Here is a 17,398-nt window from a genome sequence, read left to right on the forward strand (position 1 = left end):
CGGCGCTGCAACTGGACTTCGCATCGAGCAGCACGCTTGCCAACGCGCTCTCGGGTACCGGCAGCCTCACGAAGACCGGTGCGGGAACGGCCACGCTCACGGCGGCGGGCTCGACCCAGGGCGCGGTCACAGTAGGTGCAGGCACGCTTGCGCTCGCGCAGAGCGGCGCGTTCAACGCCTCGTCGTACACGACGCAAGGCGGCGCGACGACGGCCATCGGCGCGAACGCGCAACTGGTGACAAGTGGCGCGCTCGCTCAGGCCGCCGGCTCGGCGCTCGATGTCACGATCGGCTCGAACAATCCGATCATCACCGCGGCAACGGCGACGATCGGCGGAACCCTGGACGTGACAGGGATTTCGGCCAGCGCCCCTGCTTCGGCGAGCGCACTGCTCGGCACGCAGTTCACGATCATCCACACGACCGGCGGTATCACCGGCGATTTCAGCACCGTGTCGCTCGGCAGCGCAACGAGTCCCGTCGACTACCTCAAACTCGCAGCGCAAAAGAGCGCCAACGCGCTCGATTACAACGCCGGCTTCGGGCTGACGTGGGCAGCGGGCGCGACATCAGGCAACGGCACGTTCACACTCACGAACGCCACCGACGCCTTCAACGTCGACGTGGTGCTCACCAACGAAGCCGCTTCAGCCACGGGCTGGGATGGCACGAGCCTCACCAAGGCGGGCGCGGGTACGCTCACGCTCTCGGCGCTGAATACCTATACCGGCGCGACGAACGTCGATGCGGGCACGCTCGCGGCGGGCATTGCCAACGCATTCGCCTCCAGTTCCGCCGTGACCGTGAACAGCGGCGCGACCCTCGCCCTGCACGACTTCTCGCAGACGGCGAACGATCTTTCGGGCGCGGGCAACATCACGCTCGGCAGCGCAACCTCGACCGTGCTCACCGAGAACAGCAATGCCAATACAACGTTCTCCGGCGTGATCAGCGGCGCAGGCGGCGTGACCAAGACGGGTGCCTCCGCATTCACGCTCTCGGGCGCGAACACCTACCTGGGCGGCACGACGATTTCGGCGGGCACATTAGTCGCCACGTCCGGCAACGCGCTCGGCAGCGGCGCGGTTGCCAACGGCGCCGCGCTGCAACTGGACTTCGCATCGAGCAGCACGCTCGCCAACGCGCTCTCGGGTACCGGCAGCCTCACGAAGACCGGTGCGGGAACGGCCACGCTCACGGCGGCGGGCTCGACCCAGGGCGCCGTAACCGTCGGTGCAGGCACGCTTGCGCTCGCGCAGAGCGGCGCGTTCAACGCCTCGTCGTACACGACGCAAGGCGGCGCGACGACGGCCATCGGCGCCAACGCGCAACTGGTGACGAGCGGCGCGCTCACTCAGGCCGCCGGCTCGACGCTCGATGTCACGATCGGCTCGAATGCGCCCGCGATCAACGCGAGTACGGCCGCGCTCGGCGGCACCCTGGACATCGCCGGCTTCTCGGCCAATGCGCCGACCTCGGCGAGCGCGTTGACGGGCACACGCTTCACCATCATCAACACCACGAGCGGCATTACGGGCGACTTTGGTTCCATCACGCTCGGCAATGCCACCAGCCCGGTCGATTACCTCACGCTCGCAGCGGGTTCGGGCAGGAGTGCAAACAATCTGCAATACAACGTGGGTTTTGGCCTGGCGTGGCAGGCGGGCGCGTCAGTCGGCAACGGCACGTTCACGCTGGCCGGCGTCTCGGATAGCTTCAACGTCGATGTGCCGTTGGGCGACCGCCCGGCATCGGCGACGGGCTGGGACGGCGCGAGCCTCACCAAGGCGGGCGCGGGCACGCTGATGCTCTCGGCACAGAACACCTATACGGGCGCGACGATCGTCAATGGCGGCACGCTCGCGACGGCCGTTGCCAATGCATTCGCCTCCAGTTCTTCCGTGGCGGTAAATAGCGGCGCCACACTCGCGCTGCGCGACTACTCGCAGATGGCGAACAACCTCACCGGCGCAGGCGAGGTGACGCTCGGCATCGGCTCAGGCACGGTGCTGACCGCGAACAACAGCGTCGACACCACGTTCTCGGGCGCGATCAGCGGCGTGGGCAGCGTCGCCAAGACCGGTGCGGCCACGCTCACGCTAGGGGGCTCAAACACGTATGCGGGTGGAACGGTCGTCTCGGGCGGCACGTTGATCGGTACTGCGAACAGCTTCGGCAGCGGACCGATTACCGACAACGCCGCACTGATCATCGATCAGGAATCCAATGCATCGTTCATCAACGCGATCAACGGCAAAGGATCGTTCACGAAGACGGGCGCGGGCTCACTGAATCTGACCGGCGACAGTCTGCTCACCGGCCCGACCACCGTGGCCGCAGGCCGACTCGCCGTGAATGGCGCACTGGCCAACTCGGCCGTGACCGTCGAGAACGGCGCGACGCTCGGGGGCAACGGCACGGTCGGCAGAACGCTGATCCAGAGCGGCGGCACGATCGGACCGGGCAATTCCATCGGCGCGCTCAACGTCCATGGCGGCTTCACGCAGGCCAGTGGTTCGATCTATCAGGTTCAGCTCGATCCGGCCGGCTATTCGACAGACATCATCCGTGTGAATGGCCCCGCGACCATCGCCAGCGGCGCCGTGCTCGACGTGGTGAAGTACATGCCCGGCAGCTACTCGGGGTCGTCCAACTATACGGTGCTCACTGCGACTGGCGGCGTAACCGGTACCTATACGCTCACGGGCGACATCAGCGGCGCATTCTTCAACCTCGTCGATGTTTACGACGCAAACGACGTCTACCTCAAGGCCGTGCGCGTACGCAACTTCGTCGATGCGGCGCGCACCCGCAATCAGCGGGCAGTCGCGGGAGCCCTCCAGCAACTGCCGGACGACAATGTGTTGAAACGCGCAGTGGCGGCGCTCGCGACGGAAGACGAAGCGCGGTACGCGTTCGATCAACTCTCGGGAGAGATACACGCGTCGGTCAAGTCCGTGCTGATCGACGACAGCCATTACGTGCGCGACATCGCGATCGATCGTATGCGCCAGAGCTTCTGCTTGCCGGGCAGCGGAGCGAATACGATCGCGACGACGCAGTTGACGCAATCGCCGCCCAATGACAACGACGAGTGCGCTCGACATGCCGGCGAGCCGGTCGCGTGGGCGAGCGTATTCGGCGGTTGGGGCAACATGGACAGCGACGGCAACGCCGCCAGCTTGCGGCAAAACCTGGGTGGCTTCCTCGTCGGCGCCGATACGTCGATCGGCAGCCGCTGGCGCGTGGGCGCGCTCGCCGGATACAGCGCCGGCAGCATCCATGTCGACGATCGCAATTCGTCGGCGAACAGCGATAACTACCATGTGGGGCTCTACGGTGGCGCGCAGTTCGGCGCGCTGGGCATTCGGCTCGGCACCGCGTTCACGTGGCATTCGATCGATGCGACTCGCACTCCGAGCTTCACCGGATATCAGGACCGGCTCAGCAGCAGCTATAACGGCCGCACCGCCCAGGTATTCGGCGACGTGGGCTACCGGATTCCGTTTCAGCGCATGATGCTGGAGCCGTTTGCGAGCCTTGCGTACGTGAACGTCCACACTGACGGATTCAACGAGCAAGGCGGCGCCGCAGCGCTGAGCGCACAGGGCGGCAGCATGAATTCGACGTTCTCCACCTTGGGGCTAAGGCAGTCGATCGACTTCGTGCTGCACAACGGCGCGACACTGACGGCGAGTGCGACGCTCGGATGGCGCCACGCGTTCGGCGACATCGTGCCGGTTTCGGTGTTCGCATTCGCGGGCGGCGGTCCGTTCGATATCGCCGGCGTGCCGATCGCGCGCGATGCGGCAATCGTGGAACTGGGGCTCGGCTTTCACGTGACGCGCGACGCGTCGCTGGGGCTCACGTATCGCGGCCAGTTCGGCGGCGGTACGACGGGACAGTTCATCCAGGGGACGCTGAAAGTCGTCTTTTGAGGGGTTCGCCCGCGCCGCAATGCTGCCGCCCGATCAGAACACGTGGCGGATACCGACGTCCGCGCCAACCGTCGATCCCTGCACGCCAAAGAGCGCCCCGTGTAACGAAAGCCCCGTATTCATCTTTCCGTGATTATTGACGTACCCGACCTGCCCATAGAGCAACGTCGCTTTCGACAGGTTATAGGTCAAGCCCGCTGCCGCCAGAATCGAATGGTTCGACGTATCGTTGCCGTCGCTCGTATACCATACGCCCGCGTTGATGTTCGCCGCGGGTGTGACAAAATAGCTTGCTCCTGCACCGTACACCCGGTTGTCGAACGAACCGGCGACCTTGTAATTGACGTAGTTCACCTTCACCGTCAAGTCGCCTGTCTGATAGCTCACGCCGATCGTGCGACCGGAAAACGCCACCGTGCTCGGGATTGGCGTCGATGATGCCGTGCCGCCCGCGTTGCCGCTGTACATTGCCGCGCTCACCCCGAAAGGACCGGCGTGATAGTCAAGGCTTGCCGAATACTGGCGGCCAGCCTGGAAACTGCCCGGCGTGCCTCCGAATGCGAATAGCGCGCTGCCCTGAAAACCCGCAATCGTCGGTGAAGTGTATGAAACCGCATTCGCATTGAATACGCCTGTGACAAAGACGTTTCCGATGTAGAGCGGCACTCCGCTGCCAAAAGATGAAGTGTTACGCGGATCCATCGAAATGATCGAAAGCGCGAAAGGCGAATACTGGAGACCGGCTTTTACGGTGCCGAAGTCGCCCGCGACACCGAGCCAGGCCTGACGGCCAAAAAAATTGCCGTTCGAATCGTTGAATCCGCCATTCGCCATGTCGATACCGCTTTCGAGCGCGAATATCGTCTGAAAACCGCCGCCGAGGTCTTCTGTTCCCCTGAGCCCGAACAGCGACGGCCCCACTCCGCCCGAGATGAACGAGAACTGATGCCCGGCGTTGTGCCCCGTGGCTGGATCGAGCGTCCGGCTGGTATAGAGCAGCCCTGTATCGACTATCCCATAGAGTGTCACGCTGCTTTGCGCGTATGCAGTCGTCATGCTGCTTCCCAGCAACAGAGCCACCAATGCGGCGATACGGGTCCGTGAATGCGTCAATGCCATAACTAGTCTCCGGGTCCTATCTTTATGTTTGTCCGCTCGTGGCGGACACGCGTCATTCCCCGCGGGAAAATCTGTTTTACCCAGCATTCGTTGAGGCGCTCTGGTACCTGGCCCTGAGTCGCTTCTTGTCGATCTTGCCGACGCTCGTCTTGTCGATCTGGTCGACGAAAACGACGCGATCAGGCACCGCATATCGGGAGATCACGCCGCGAGCGGCAAATCCCTTCAAGTGCTCCAGGATCTGTTCCTGATCGGCCTGCTTGTCCGGTTTGAGCACCACCAGTGGCATGGGCCGCTCGCCCCACTTGGCGTCCTTGACACAGATCACAGCCACCTCGCTAACGGCAGGGTGGCGCGAGACGAGATCCTCCAGTTCGAGCGACGAGACCCACTCCCCACCCGTCTTGATGACATCCTTGATGCGGTCGGTGACCTGCAGGTAGCCTTCGCTGTCAATCACCCCGATATCGCTCGTGTGCAGATAACCGCCGCGCCATAGCGCTTCCGATGCGGCGGCATCCCCAACGTAGCCCTGCGTCAGCCAGGGCGCTCGCGCCACGATTTCGCCGGTAGACCTGCCGTCGTGCGCAACATCGTTGGTCGATGTATCGACGACGCGAAGATCGACGAGCGGAATCGGCAGACCGGTTTTCGTACGAACGTCGAGATCGCGTTCGGCATCGTCCGTCATCGACGACTTGTGTTGCGCGAGCGTCAGAATCGGGCAGGTCTCGGACATGCCATAACCGGTGAAGATATCGATGCCCCGCTCGACTGCCGCCCGGGCGAGGCCGCGCGGCAGTGCCGAACCGCCCACGATTACCTTCCAGCCCTTCATGTCGACATTGGCGGCGGCAGGGCTGGATAACACCATGTGCATCAATGTCGGCACCCCGTGCGAGAAAGTCACCTTCTCCCGTTTCAGGAGATCGATAAGCGTCTCTGGCGCGTACCGGCCCGGGTACACCTGCTTCAACCCGAGCAACGTCGCGACATACGGCATGCCCCACGCGTGTACGTGGAACATCGGCGTCATCGGCATGTACACGTCATCGCGGTGGATGCGTCCCTGCTGCGGCGCGCTCGACAGCGCTGCCGCCAGAGAAAGCGTGTGCAGGACGAGTTGCCGGTGACTGAAATACACACCCTTCGGCTGGCCGGTCGTGCCCGTGGTGTAAAAGGTCGTCGCGCGCGCGTTCTCGTCGAAATCCGGGAACACGTAGTCCGGCGACGCCGCAGCGAGCAACGACTCGTACTCGCCAACGAAGCCTGCGGGCACCTCGCACGAATCATTGTCGACTAGCAGTACTAATCGATCAGGACAAACAAGATGAGCACGTACGGCATCGAGCACCGGCATGAACTCGGTGTTGACCAGCACCGCCTTCGCGCGCGAGTGGCCCAATGTGTAGGCGATCTGCTCCGGCGAAAGCCGCACGTTGACGGTCATCAGGACGGCACCCATCATCGGGACTGCGAAATAGGACTCCAGGTAGCGGTTGCTATCCCAGTCCATGATCGCGACCGTGTCGCCGGGGCCGATCCCGATCGCCCGTAATGCGCTCGCCAGCCGGCCGATGCGATCGCGCAGCGTGCGATAGGTATAGCGCGTGCGGTCACGATAGACGATCTGCTGGTCGGGGTTCACCGCGAGCGGCGTGAGCAACAACTGCCGGATCAGCAGTGGGTACGTGTACGCGGATTCGGTGCCATCGAAAGATGTGGATGTCATGTTCGCTATCTAGTTGGGTTGTACCAGTGTTGTCGCACGGGACGAGCCTCTAGCGCGTCGTCGTCGCGACTATCGGCCCGGCGTGCAACGTCGAAGCTCGTGCTCATCGAGCCGCGTCTGAGTCGTCGTCAAAGCCCCATACGATCGCCCCCGCCGTCTGGCCGCCATCGACGATGAACTCGGATCCGGTCGAGAAGGCCGATTCGTCACTCGCAAGGTACACGACGAGGTTGCCGACCTCGGCGGGTTCGCCCATGCGGCGCAACGGAATGGCATCGGTCGACGGAGCCGGCCCGGCCATCGATAGCGGTGTCCTGATAAAGCCTGGATGGACGGAATTGACCCGGATGCCATCGCGCGCGAGTTCCAGTGCCGCCGCCTTAGTCAGGCCGCGAACGCCGAACTTCGACGCAACGTAGGCAGGCAGGCCGGTGTAACCGAGCATCCCCGCTGCAGACGAAATATTGACGATTGAGCCGCCGCCGGCGCTTCTCATCTGGGGAATCGCCGCCCTGATGCCTCGGAACACGCCCGAAAGGTTGACCGCGAGCGTTTTTTCCCAATCGTGATCGTCCAGATGCTCGATGAGTCCGTACGTCGAAATGCCCGCGTTGTTCACCAGCACATTCAGCTTGCCGAACGCGTGAACAGCGGACTCGACCGCTTTTTGCCAGTCGGCCGATTTCGTGACGTCCAGATGCACATACCGCGCACCACTTCCGATTGCTTCCGCGAATGCCTGCCCTTCGTCGTCGAGCACATCGGCGATGAGCACCTTTGCACCTGCGTCGGCCATCGCCTTCGCAATGGCTGCACCGATGCCGCGAGCGGCACCCGTAACTAGTGCTACTTTCCCTTCGAGTCGAGACATCTTCCTTCTCCTTGGACAATTTGAGGAGCACCCTGCGACGCCCATGAAACCACCGCCCGGGCTCCAACCGGCAGCCATCAGGCCGCCTGCTCAGTTCGTTATGGCCGCCAGCACCAGCGTCGCAAGGGTCGACATGCGCTCCAGGTGGCGGCTGTCCTCCATCAGGCCAGTCGAGAGAAACGCGATCGTGAGGTCACGCTGTGGATCGATGCTGAACCCATTGCATCCTGCGCCAAAGCCGCCAAAGGCATTCGGCGAATGCAGCGCGCTGAAGTGATGCCCCGGGAGCGTGCCGTCGCCCCGAACGAAGAAGCCGACGCCGATGGCCGCTGGATAAGTCATCCAGTTACGCATGCCACAGGTCGTGTCGAAGAAGACGTTGCGCATGTCGCCCGTGTGGTTGCGCGCGCAAAACTCGATCATCGCCGGCGACAGCACGCGCGCGCCATCGAGCTCCCCGCCCTGCCGCAGCATCTCGGCGAAGCGCTGTACGTCGTCGATCGTCGTCATGCATCCGCCGCCCGGGATCTCGCAGCCCGGTGCCGCGATCAGCGCGCCCACCCCCTCCACCGCCTCCTTGGGAGTCAGCGACGGCATGTTCTCGTACGCGACGCGGACCGGGCACAAACGTTCAACGAGATCCGCCCGCGGGCCGAGACTGGTGTCGCTCATGCGAAGCGGCTCGAACAGTTCCTCGCGCAGCATGTCGGCATAGCGCCGGCCGCGGCCGCCGACACGCAGGCACATCGCCGCGATGATCGAATGACCGAGCAACAGCGAATAATTGACACGTTCGCCGGGCTGCGATTCGAGCGGCAGTCCGCAAGCGTAATTCACCATCGCGTCGATATTCGTCAGCACCTCGGGCGGCACGTTCGGCACGGCCGACAGCACGCCGCTCGTATGCGTGAGCAGGTGGTAGAGGTTGACCCGTTCCTTTCCGAGCGTGCCGAACTCGGGAATCACCTCCGCGACGGGCGCATGCAGCTTGAGCAAACCGCGCTCGACCAGCGACAACGCGAGCACGTTGGTGAACTGCTTTGCGACCGACATCGATGCGAAAACCGAGTCCGGCCGTAAGCGGGTGCGAGCGGCGTGGTCGGCATAGCCTTCGCACAGATCGAGCACCGTCGTGCCGCGACGGGCGACGCGCATCGCGACACCGTGGCAACGCCCTTGCTCGATGTCCGATACGATGGCCTCGCGCACGCGTGCGAGGCGCGACGCGTCGAAGCCATAGGCCTGCAGTGCGTCACGATCTGCTGCCACGGATGCCCCGCGATTGCTGTCTGCAACTTCACTCATGACAATCTCCACCGAGGGTTGGTTCACAGGGGCTTTCCGACCAGCTGCGTGGGGAACATCCCGCGCACGGTGGCCGCGCCGTCCGCCACATGGACCTGGCCTGTCACGTACGACGCCGCATCCGAGCAGAGGAACAGGACGGATCCCGCCATCTCTTCCGGCCGCGCCGGCCGGCCGATCGGCGCGGCTTCGCGCAGTCGCGCGTTCAGTTCCGGTTCGTCCTTCAGCGCCACCGTCATCGGCGTGTCGACCCAGCCGGGCGCCAGTGCATTGACACGGATACCCTGGCTCGCGTATTCGATCGCGGCACTCTTCGTGAGACCGATAACGCCATGCTTTGCTGCGACGTATCCGGCCACGCCGGGCTCGGCGACGATACCCGCGACGGACGCAGTGTTGACGATCGCCCCGCTGCCCGAGCGCGCCATCTCCAGCAACTCGTACTTCATGCACAGGAACACGCCGCGCAGATTGACGGCGAGCAGGCGATCGAAAACGGACACATCCATCTGCGCGAGGGCGCTGCGGTCAGCGTCTCGGGGTGCAATTCCCGCATTGTTGAACGCGCAGTCGAGCTTGCCGAAGCGTCGTACCGTCTCGGACACGAGGTGTTGCACGTCGGCTTCGCTGGAGACGTCGGTGCGCACGAAGATCGCTTCGACACCGAGGCGCTCGATGCTCTCGAGCGTTTCACGCGCGGCATCCTCGTTGAGGTCACCGATCGACAATCGCGCTCCGTGCTTCGCGAAAGCGAGCGCCACGGCCCGTCCGATGCCAGTCGCGGCACCCGTGACGAGCACCGTCTTTCCGTGGAAGTCCAGAAGATCAGATGCGAGTGAAGTCATATTCCATTCCCTTTTGAAGGAGATTGAACCGCCGCGCCGCACGCATTCATGCCGCGGGCATGCCGGCATCGGCGGGGTTTGCCGCGCTAGCCCGTGTGGGCTCCCGCACGGCAAGCAGCACGATCACGCAGGCGAGCGACATGGCGCCGACGGCAATCCACGGCACCGCGGCGATGCCGAAGCGTTGAGCCACGGTGCCGGCCATCGCGGGGGCCACCGCGCCGCCGAATACTTCGCCGATGCCGACCACCACGCCCGTCGCGGTGGTCACACAGCGTGCCGGGACCGAGCCGTGCGTGAGCGGGCCGACGTTGATCGCGAGGACTCCCGTGTTCATGAAGGCGGCGACGAAGAGCAGGACGCACAGCGAGACGGACTGCGCCCCGCCGATCGAGGGCAGAACCCACAACGCCACGAGTGCGAAGACCATCGCGCCGATCATGACCGGCTTGCATCCGAGGCGATCCGAAAGCGCAGGAACGAGCACCATGCCGAGGCACCCGCCCGCACCGAACGCGGAAAGCACGATGCTCATGGTGCCGAGATCGAGCTTCAGGTGATCAACCAGATAATTCGGCATGAACGCCGCGAGCACGAGCAGGCTGGTGAGGAAGCAGCACATCGACGCGGTGTTCACGAGCACTGCGCGCTGGGAGAGCACGTCCCGCCACGAGGCCGGAGGTTCCGCGTGCACCTGCGCCCGCACTGGCGCGGCAGGTTGGCGCTCGCGCAGTACACGCGCAAGCAGGCAGGCAACGACGAGCCCCGGGACGGACACGACCGCGAACACCCAGTGCCAGCTCGGCAGAACCCTCAGCAGACCAATGGCGATCAGGGGCCCGAGGAAGGAGCCAACCAGCGGCGATGCCATCTGCTGCAGACCGATGTTTAGCCCGATGCGCGACGGCTTCGACGCATCGATCGTCGCGACGATGCTGGCCGGCACGTAAGCCCCCTCGGCGAGCCCCATGAGCCCGCGTATCAGGAGCAGACTCATGAGTCCCGTCGCCAGCCCGCTCGTGGCCACGAGCAGCGAAAAAGCGCCGATGGCGGGCACGAGCACTCGCTTGCGCCCCAGCCGGTCCGAGAGCCTGCCGCTGAAGATCGACGCGATCCCCCAACCAAGCGCCAGCACGGCCGAAATCAGGCCCAGCTCCTGGTAGTTCAAGCCGAGATCCTTCTGCATCGCTGGAAAGAGCGGGTTGATGATGAAGCGGTCCAGGCCGACCATCCCAAAGCCGAGGGCGAGCAGCGCCACTGCCTTGGCCTCGTAGTGCGCGTCCGACGAGCCGATATCATCTAGTGCGTGCGAAGCTCTCGCGTGCATGGTGTCTCCTTGTGCCGGTCAAAGCCGGCGCTATATGATGGAAAATCGATTCACGACCGCGGACCCGCGGATCGCATGCCGCCAAGCCGTCGCGGCGGTATTGCAACTACGAATGCAGTGCGACTCCCGCGTGCTCGCGCTCGGCGGCAATCACGCTCGCCATGTCGAGCTCACCACCGCCCAGCTCGCGCGCTCTCAGGTACCGCGCCCGTATGTCGGTCAGGCCCGCCGTCGGTATGCCGGCGGCCTCCGCAGCCGCGACGATCAGACCCAGGTCCTTGATCGCCGTGTCGACGCTGCCCCTCGGCGCGAAGTCGCCGTCGATCATTTGCTTGCCCTTGGCCTGGTATAGCGGCGATCTGAATCCGGTGATGCCCAGCAGCTCGAGCAGGATCTTCGGATCGCCCTCGTTGGCCTCGATCATTGCCAACGAGGCCGCGAGATGCTCGACCATCGTGAGCACCAGCAGGTTGCCGGCAAGCTTCACCGTGGCCGCCGCGCCGACGGGACCCACGTGAAAGACGCGATCGCTGAACGCCCCGAGCACGGGACCAACGCGTGCCAGCACATCGGAATCGCCACCGACCACGGGCCAGAGGCCGCCTGCCTCGGCTTCCTTCAGCGAGCCGAAAAACGGCGCATCGAGAAAGTCAACGCGCGCATGGGCCGCCGAACTCGCCGCCTTGCGCTTGGTCGCAGCGGCCGTGGTCGACATCTCGATCACCACGGTGCCGGGCCGGCAGCCCGCGAACACACCGTCGGAGCGCACCAGCACGTCGAGCACGGTCTCGTCGCCGGACAGCACGACAACGACGGCATCGGCATTCCGGCTCGCATCAGCGGGCGTCTCCGCCCAGTTGCCGCCCGCAGCGATAGCTGCCGCCGCGCGTTCACGGGTGCGGTTCCACACCGTCACGGTGTGCCCCCGGCGCACCAGATGACCTACCATCACCGATCCCATCGTGCCGGTTCCGATCACTGCCACATTCGTCTTCATTGCTGCGCTCCTTGTTCGCTAAACGGGCACATCACGCTTGCGCCTTTGCCCGGTTCGAGTTTCTGCGGCGGAGAACCGGCAGTGGACTGTGCTCCTGCTGCTTCCTTCCAGCTCGCCTCTTCCACCCTGGTCGACTGGCAGACCTCCATCTGCCAGCGCCGATCGACGCGGACCCAGATCTGGACTACAAAAGAAAAGGCCTCGAACGCCTGCTGCGCAGGAAGGCGCCGTCCTTCGTAGCGCAAAAGACCCGTCATCCACGCCACGTCGCCAACCGCCCGCACCTGCAGGTCACGTCGCTGCACGGCGCTGAACTGCACCTCCTGGCGAACGAACTGCATCAACGCTTCACGTTTGTGAATCACACCGGGCGCATGCACGTACACGAGCCGGGGCGACGTCAGCCGGTCGAGTTCGACGAAGTCTTTGTTCAGCAGCGCCGCACAGCGCCGCCGTTCGAGTTCAAAAACAGGATGTTGCATGGCCCCCTCATCAAAGTCGCACTTGCTGACGACCCTTCAGGCTCAGCATGTCGCGCACATCGCCTGGGGTTGCGATCTCCAGTCCTAACGACTCCAGCACGCCACGGATCATGCGCACCTGTTCGGCATTCGAGGTCGCGAGCCGGCCCGGTCCGATCGACAGCGCATCCTCGAGTCCGACGCGCACATTGCCGCCCATCAGTGCTGCCTGCATCGCCAGCGGCATCTGGTGACGGCCAGCGCCCAGCACGCTCCATTGATAACTGTCGCCGAACAGCTTGTCCGCGATGCGCTTCATGTGGAAAAGGTTCTCCGGATCAGGGCCAATTCCGCCGAGAATGCCCATCACGAACTGCAGGAAAAGCGGACCCTTCACCAGTCCACGGTCGACGAAGTACTTCAGGTTGTAGAGGTGGCCTACGTCATAGCACTCGAATTCGAACCGCGTGTCGTGTGCCCGGCCAAGGCGAGCCAGCAGATCCTCGATGTCAGCGAACGTATTGCGGAAGATGTTTGCTCGCGTCCTTTCGACGTATTCGCGCTCCCAGTCGTATTTCGTTTCCTCCACCTTGTCCAGCATGGTGTGGAATGCGAAATTGATCGAACCCATGTTGCACGAGGCCATTTCCGGCGAGACGTCGAACGCCGCGGAAAGGCGCTGCTCAATCGTCATCAGAACCGATCCGCCCGTGGTGATGTTGATGACGGCATCGGTGGCCGCGTGAATTCGCGGCAGAAATTCGCGGTACACCGCGGGATCGAACGAGGGCCGGCCGTCTTTCGGATCGCGCGCATGCAGGTGCAGGATGGCGGCGCCGGCTTCGGCCGCTTCGATAGCCTGCTCCGCAATCTGGTCCGGGGTGATGGGAAGGTGCGCGGACATGCTCGGCGTGTGGACGGAGCCGGTGACAGCACAGGTGATGATGATCTTGCGGGACATGTCCGTTACTCCGCGCGGTTCGGTTCGGCAACGACGATATTTTCGATGTGCCCGATGCCATCGATCTCAACGCGCATCACATCGCCGATGCGGCGATACGACGGTGGTTTCATCGCCACGCCGACACCCGATGGCGTTCCCGTCGCAATGATGTCGCCGGGCTCGAGTGTCATCACCGTCGTGAGATAAGCGATCTGCTGCCAGATGTCGTAGATGAGTTCGCTCGTACACCCTTCCTGCCGCAGTTCGCCGTTCACCTTCATGCGAATCTTCAGCGTGTGCGGATCGGGAATCTCGTCGGCAGTGACGATCCACGGGCCGATGGGCCCATGCGTGTTGAAGCTCTTGCCTAGCGTCATCGTCGGCGAGCGCATCTGCCAGTCGCGCACGGACACATCGTTGACAGCCAGGTAGCCGGCCACCACCGAAGGTGCCTGGTCGACGCTCACATGCCGACAGCGTTTGCCGATGACCACGCCAAGCTCGGCTTCGTAATCCAGCTGGTCCGATGCGAGCGACATTTGCACCGGATCGTACGGCCCGTTGATGCAGGAGACCTGCTTGTTGAACCACAACTGGCTGTCGGGAACCTTCACGCCAAGATCGATCGCCTCTTGCGCGTGTTTGCGGTAGTTCATGCCGATGGCGAGAAACTTCGACGGGTCGGGCACGGGCGCTTCCAGACGGACATCGTTGAGCGGAAATGTCACTGCCCGGCCGCGCTCGATTGCACGAGCCCGCTCGAGCGCGGCCGGCCCAGCCTGCAGAAGTTCGAGCATCGTACGCGGCAGCGTATCGTCGCTCGCAGGCAGATCGATGATCTGGTCGTTTACCACTTTGCCGATCGATACACGGCCGCGGCAGCTAAAGGTGACGAGTTTCATGTCGGATCTTCGGTCGTTGATCAGAGGAGTCCACGGGCATCGCGCTGCGAAAGGGCCCGCGCGCTGGTCGCGCTCAAGCTTCGGAATTGACGAACAGGAGTGGCTCGATCGGCGGCCCCCACAGATAAACGGAGTTACCTGCCGGATGGTCGAGCCCCTTCCATTCGATATCCGCCGGAATGTAGTCCATCGTGGCGGAGAACTCGCACCAGCTGCCCCATGGGTCTTGCGCGTAATAGAAGTAGTTGGACCCGAGCACGTGACGGCCCACGCCCCACCCTGTCGTGTAGCCGGCCTCATGCATGCGCTTCATGCCCAGGCCGACGTCCTCGACGGTCGGCACATCCCAGCTCAGGTGATGCAGCGCCGGCCCTTCGCTGTGCATGAACGCGACGAGATGATGATCGGAGCCATGCGGTGCGTGCAGGAAAGCCACCGCATTGCCGCTGCGGTCGGACAGGCGCAGACCCAGCACATCCGTGTAGAAGTCGAGCTGCTTCAAAACGGACGACGTCATGCGCGCGATATGCGAGAGCCGCTGCGGCAAGACCGGGTTCGCCTGACCGCTGTATGGCGCACATCGTGTCCCGTCAACCGGAAGCTCGGGACAGCGATGGTGCGCGCAATCTATCGTCGTCTTGCGGCCGGGTTTCACCTGCAAGGCAAGACCATCGGGATCGCGAAACCAGATGCCGCCGGTATCGGCGCTCTTGGGCGAGGAAATCCGTTCTACACCGCGGGAAAGGATATGCCGGTACAGCGCTTCGGCATCCTCCTCGAAACAATGAAACGTGATGCTGTCGAGCTTCTTCTTTGCCCCTTCGCCCAGGCGGCCCCACACATGGTCACCATCGTATGTGCGCAGCGTCAGACCATTTGCGTCGCGCTCCACGCTCAGCCCGAATGCGCGATAGAAGTTTTCGGCTTGCGTGAGCGATGGCACGGTCATGTGAAATTCACCGATCGAATGCACGCCCAGACGGTCGTACCGGCGTGAGCTGTTCATGCGTATCTCCTCTCGCCGCTCGCCGCGTACGCAGCCAGCCCCAGCGAATCGCGCCATGCGTCCAGCAAGCCGTCGATCTCCGCAGGCGTGCGTGCGCCGCCATACACGTAGAAGTCCGGCCTGACGAAGGCTGCGACACAATCGAGCTCAGCGAGCCATTTCCCATAGCTCCCGTCCACGTCATTCATGCCGCCTCGGCCGATGTGCACGATCGCAGCACCGTGGTCTCGCAGCGCCTCGTGGTTGACGGCGGAGATCGCCGCCAGCGTGTCCGCATCGCGGGCGATGAGTGCAAAGCCTCTGCCGACCACGTCGTCGAACAGCCCACGTGTTCCATTGAACCCGACCTGCGCCTGGATGCCCAGCCGCCCGGCGCCTGGTGCGCCGGCCATCCAGAGACCAGGTCCCAGGGATGGCGCGGGCGGAGGCGGCGCGGCGTAGCCGGGCCTCGCCTGTGCGGCGCGCATTGATTCGTCGCGCCTCGTTGCCTCCTCGCGATCGGTGATGCAGACGACCTTGCCAAGGTCGATCGAAAAATCGATCAATTCCCGTACATGACCGCTGCGCTCCGGGCCATAACTGTCCAGAACGCTTTCAGGCACCCGGCCTTGCAGCACCGCATCGAGCCGCCAGGCGAGCGCCATGCTGTCACGCATGCCGCTGCACATTCCCTGTCCCGCGAATGGCGGCATGAGATGAGCGGCATCACCCGCGAGCAAGATGCGCCCCCGCTTCCATTCCGTGGCCCATTGAGCGCGGAACGTGTAGACGGCGTGCCGCTCCAGCTCTGCGTTAGCGGGCGTGACGTCCCACGGTGCCAGTAGTTTCCAGGCCACGTCTTCACGGTTCATGTCTTCGGCACGTTCTCCGGGCAGCAGCATGAACTCCCAACGACGGCGGCCCGGGCCGCCCGGCACCAGTGTCGCAGGCCGTGCCGGATCACAGAGCTGCCACATGTTGGGCACCCAGTCACGCGCGACGCGCGGCTTTACGTCGATCACGAGCCAGTCGAAGGCGAAGCCGAGGTTTTGCCATCCGATATCTAGCGCGCGCCGCACGAAAGAGTTGGCGCCGTCGGCACCGATGACCCAGTTGGCTTCGATAGAACCCTGCTCACCGGTGCCAATCCATCGACCATCGCGGAGCTCACCTCGCTCGATCCCGATCTGTACGCCAGTTTTCGTTTGAGTCAGCGCCTTGGCTTCCCAGCCCTGGCACACCGTGACGCACGACATCGCCTTCACGTGGCGATCAAGAAGGCGCTCCAGATCAGGCTGCGCGAACATGCTGGCAACGGGCCATCCGCTTTGGCCGAGACCGCTCCAATCGAGCTGAAGCAGCAGATCGTTTTTCTCGTTGCGCCACTCGTAAAAGTCGATCCGGTCGGCGATTGGCATGACCTCGTCAACGACGCCGGCGCACTGAAAAATACGGGCGATTTCGTGATTGAAATGAACGGCACGTGGCAGTGGGTATAAATGCGGCCAGCGATCGACCACTGCGACGCGATGCCCGAGCCGAGCCAGCAAAAGCGCCAACAATTGACCCGTGGGGCCGTAACCGACGATAGCCACATCCGCAGAAACGGCCTCGTTTCTTCTTGCTGTCTCCACTTCGTCTTCCTCCAAAGTCAAACGCCTGCGTCGATACCCGGACCCGGTTTGAATCGTCGTATCAAATTGGCTTTGCTTTTTATTTTTTCGTCCCGGTAGCGTCCGATTCGCGCTTCCGTGAACACAGAGTAGGTGACGTGTACTCCAGTGTCAAGCTGACATTTACGTCCATATTGAACACAGATGTTCAGATCATTGGACGTGAAACCGGTCGGTTCATGCGGGGGGACTACGGCCTCGCGTGTTTGGCGATCGTGAAACGTCCGCCTGGATGAGCGGCTTGATCGCGGCGTGCATTGAGATGTGTCGAGGCGTTCTACTCGGTGCAGATCAGCAGAG

Annotated in this window: 13 protein-coding genes; 1 reads left to right on the forward strand and 12 read right to left on the reverse strand. The window is 63.6% G+C overall.

Annotated features, from left to right (window positions below):
- A partial coding sequence (locus BMI01S_RS23950) for an autotransporter domain-containing protein (RefSeq protein WP_042290814.1) occupies nt 1-3,938 on the forward strand: 3,938 nt, incomplete at its 5' end.
- A 33-nt stretch (nt 3,939-3,971) separates the two neighbouring features.
- On the opposite strand, the gene BMI01S_RS23955 is transcribed toward BMI01S_RS23950, so the two are convergent.
- From BMI01S_RS23955 to mhpA, 12 genes are all read right to left on the reverse strand, one after another.
- Nucleotides 3,972-5,057 carry a porin gene (locus tag BMI01S_RS23955; protein WP_042290815.1) on the reverse strand — a complete coding sequence of 362 codons (1,086 nt, stop codon included), beginning with the start codon at nt 5,055-5,057 and terminating at the stop codon, nt 3,972-3,974.
- Nucleotides 5,058-5,133: 76 nt separating this feature from the next.
- The gene (locus tag BMI01S_RS23960; protein ID WP_028233166.1) at nt 5,134-6,789 is read right to left on the reverse strand and encodes a fatty acid--CoA ligase; all 1,656 of its coding nucleotides are present in this window, start codon (nt 6,787-6,789) and stop codon (nt 5,134-5,136) included.
- A gap of 103 nt (nt 6,790-6,892) precedes the next feature.
- On the reverse strand, nt 6,893-7,705 hold the full coding sequence (locus BMI01S_RS23965) for a glucose 1-dehydrogenase (RefSeq protein WP_306303735.1): 813 nt from the start codon (nt 7,703-7,705) through the stop codon (nt 6,893-6,895).
- Nucleotides 7,706-7,750: 45 nt separating this feature from the next.
- Nucleotides 7,751-8,965, reverse strand: coding sequence for a serine hydrolase domain-containing protein (locus tag BMI01S_RS23970; RefSeq protein ID WP_028213668.1), 1,215 nt, complete (start codon nt 8,963-8,965; stop codon nt 7,751-7,753).
- A 23-nt stretch (nt 8,966-8,988) separates the two neighbouring features.
- Complete coding sequence (locus tag BMI01S_RS23975; protein WP_042290819.1) at nt 8,989-9,810, reverse strand: SDR family NAD(P)-dependent oxidoreductase; 822 nt, start codon at nt 9,808-9,810, stop codon at nt 8,989-8,991.
- Between the two features lie 46 nt (nt 9,811-9,856).
- Nucleotides 9,857-11,137, reverse strand: coding sequence for an MFS transporter (locus BMI01S_RS23980; RefSeq protein ID WP_042290821.1), 1,281 nt, complete (start codon nt 11,135-11,137; stop codon nt 9,857-9,859).
- Between the two features lie 106 nt (nt 11,138-11,243).
- Nucleotides 11,244-12,134, reverse strand: coding sequence for an NAD(P)-dependent oxidoreductase (locus BMI01S_RS23985; RefSeq protein WP_051381643.1), 891 nt, complete (start codon nt 12,132-12,134; stop codon nt 11,244-11,246).
- On the reverse strand, nt 12,131-12,616 hold the full coding sequence (locus tag BMI01S_RS23990) for a nuclear transport factor 2 family protein (RefSeq protein WP_028233164.1): 486 nt from the start codon (nt 12,614-12,616) through the stop codon (nt 12,131-12,133). The genes BMI01S_RS23985 and BMI01S_RS23990 overlap by 4 nt, the downstream gene beginning before the upstream one ends.
- A gap of 10 nt (nt 12,617-12,626) precedes the next feature.
- Entirely contained in the window at nt 12,627-13,556 is a 930-nt protein-coding gene (locus BMI01S_RS23995) for a beta-keto acid cleavage family enzyme (RefSeq protein ID WP_028213666.1), read from the reverse strand.
- A 5-nt stretch (nt 13,557-13,561) separates the two neighbouring features.
- Nucleotides 13,562-14,440 carry a fumarylacetoacetate hydrolase family protein gene (locus BMI01S_RS24000; protein ID WP_028233163.1) on the reverse strand — a complete coding sequence of 293 codons (879 nt, stop codon included), beginning with the start codon at nt 14,438-14,440 and terminating at the stop codon, nt 13,562-13,564.
- Nucleotides 14,441-14,513: 73 nt separating this feature from the next.
- On the reverse strand, nt 14,514-15,446 hold the full coding sequence (locus BMI01S_RS24005; protein WP_028213664.1) for a VOC family protein: 933 nt from the start codon (nt 15,444-15,446) through the stop codon (nt 14,514-14,516).
- Complete coding sequence (gene mhpA, locus BMI01S_RS24010) at nt 15,443-17,059, reverse strand: bifunctional 3-(3-hydroxy-phenyl)propionate/3-hydroxycinnamic acid hydroxylase MhpA (RefSeq protein ID WP_028233162.1); 1,617 nt, start codon at nt 17,057-17,059, stop codon at nt 15,443-15,445. The genes BMI01S_RS24005 and mhpA overlap by 4 nt, the downstream gene beginning before the upstream one ends.
- Nucleotides 17,060-17,398 lie beyond the last annotated feature (339 nt).

The organism is Paraburkholderia mimosarum LMG 23256 = NBRC 106338, from assembly GCF_000739815.1.
GTDB lineage: Bacteria > Pseudomonadota > Gammaproteobacteria > Burkholderiales > Burkholderiaceae > Paraburkholderia > Paraburkholderia mimosarum.

What these genes read in the sequence shown, in the direction of transcription:
- BMI01S_RS23955 (WP_042290815.1), bottom strand. Translation starts at nt 5,057, where the DNA reads ATGGCATTGACGCATTCACGGACCCGTATCGCCGCATTGGTGGCTCTG.
- BMI01S_RS23960 (WP_028233166.1), bottom strand. Translation starts at nt 6,789, where the DNA reads ATGACATCCACATCTTTCGATGGCACCGAATCCGCGTACACGTACCCA.
- BMI01S_RS23965 (WP_306303735.1), bottom strand. Translation starts at nt 7,705, where the DNA reads ATGGGCGTCGCAGGGTGCTCCTCAAATTGTCCAAGGAGAAGGAAGATG.
- BMI01S_RS23970 (WP_028213668.1), bottom strand. Translation starts at nt 8,965, where the DNA reads ATGAGTGAAGTTGCAGACAGCAATCGCGGGGCATCCGTGGCAGCAGAT.
- BMI01S_RS23975 (WP_042290819.1), bottom strand. Translation starts at nt 9,810, where the DNA reads ATGACTTCACTCGCATCTGATCTTCTGGACTTCCACGGAAAGACGGTG.
- BMI01S_RS23980 (WP_042290821.1), bottom strand. Translation starts at nt 11,137, where the DNA reads ATGCACGCGAGAGCTTCGCACGCACTAGATGATATCGGCTCGTCGGAC.
- BMI01S_RS23985 (WP_051381643.1), bottom strand. Translation starts at nt 12,134, where the DNA reads ATGAAGACGAATGTGGCAGTGATCGGAACCGGCACGATGGGATCGGTG.
- BMI01S_RS23990 (WP_028233164.1), bottom strand. Translation starts at nt 12,616, where the DNA reads ATGCAACATCCTGTTTTTGAACTCGAACGGCGGCGCTGTGCGGCGCTG.
- BMI01S_RS23995 (WP_028213666.1), bottom strand. Translation starts at nt 13,556, where the DNA reads ATGTCCCGCAAGATCATCATCACCTGTGCTGTCACCGGCTCCGTCCAC.
- BMI01S_RS24000 (WP_028233163.1), bottom strand. Translation starts at nt 14,440, where the DNA reads ATGAAACTCGTCACCTTTAGCTGCCGCGGCCGTGTATCGATCGGCAAA.
- BMI01S_RS24005 (WP_028213664.1), bottom strand. Translation starts at nt 15,446, where the DNA reads ATGAACAGCTCACGCCGGTACGACCGTCTGGGCGTGCATTCGATCGGT.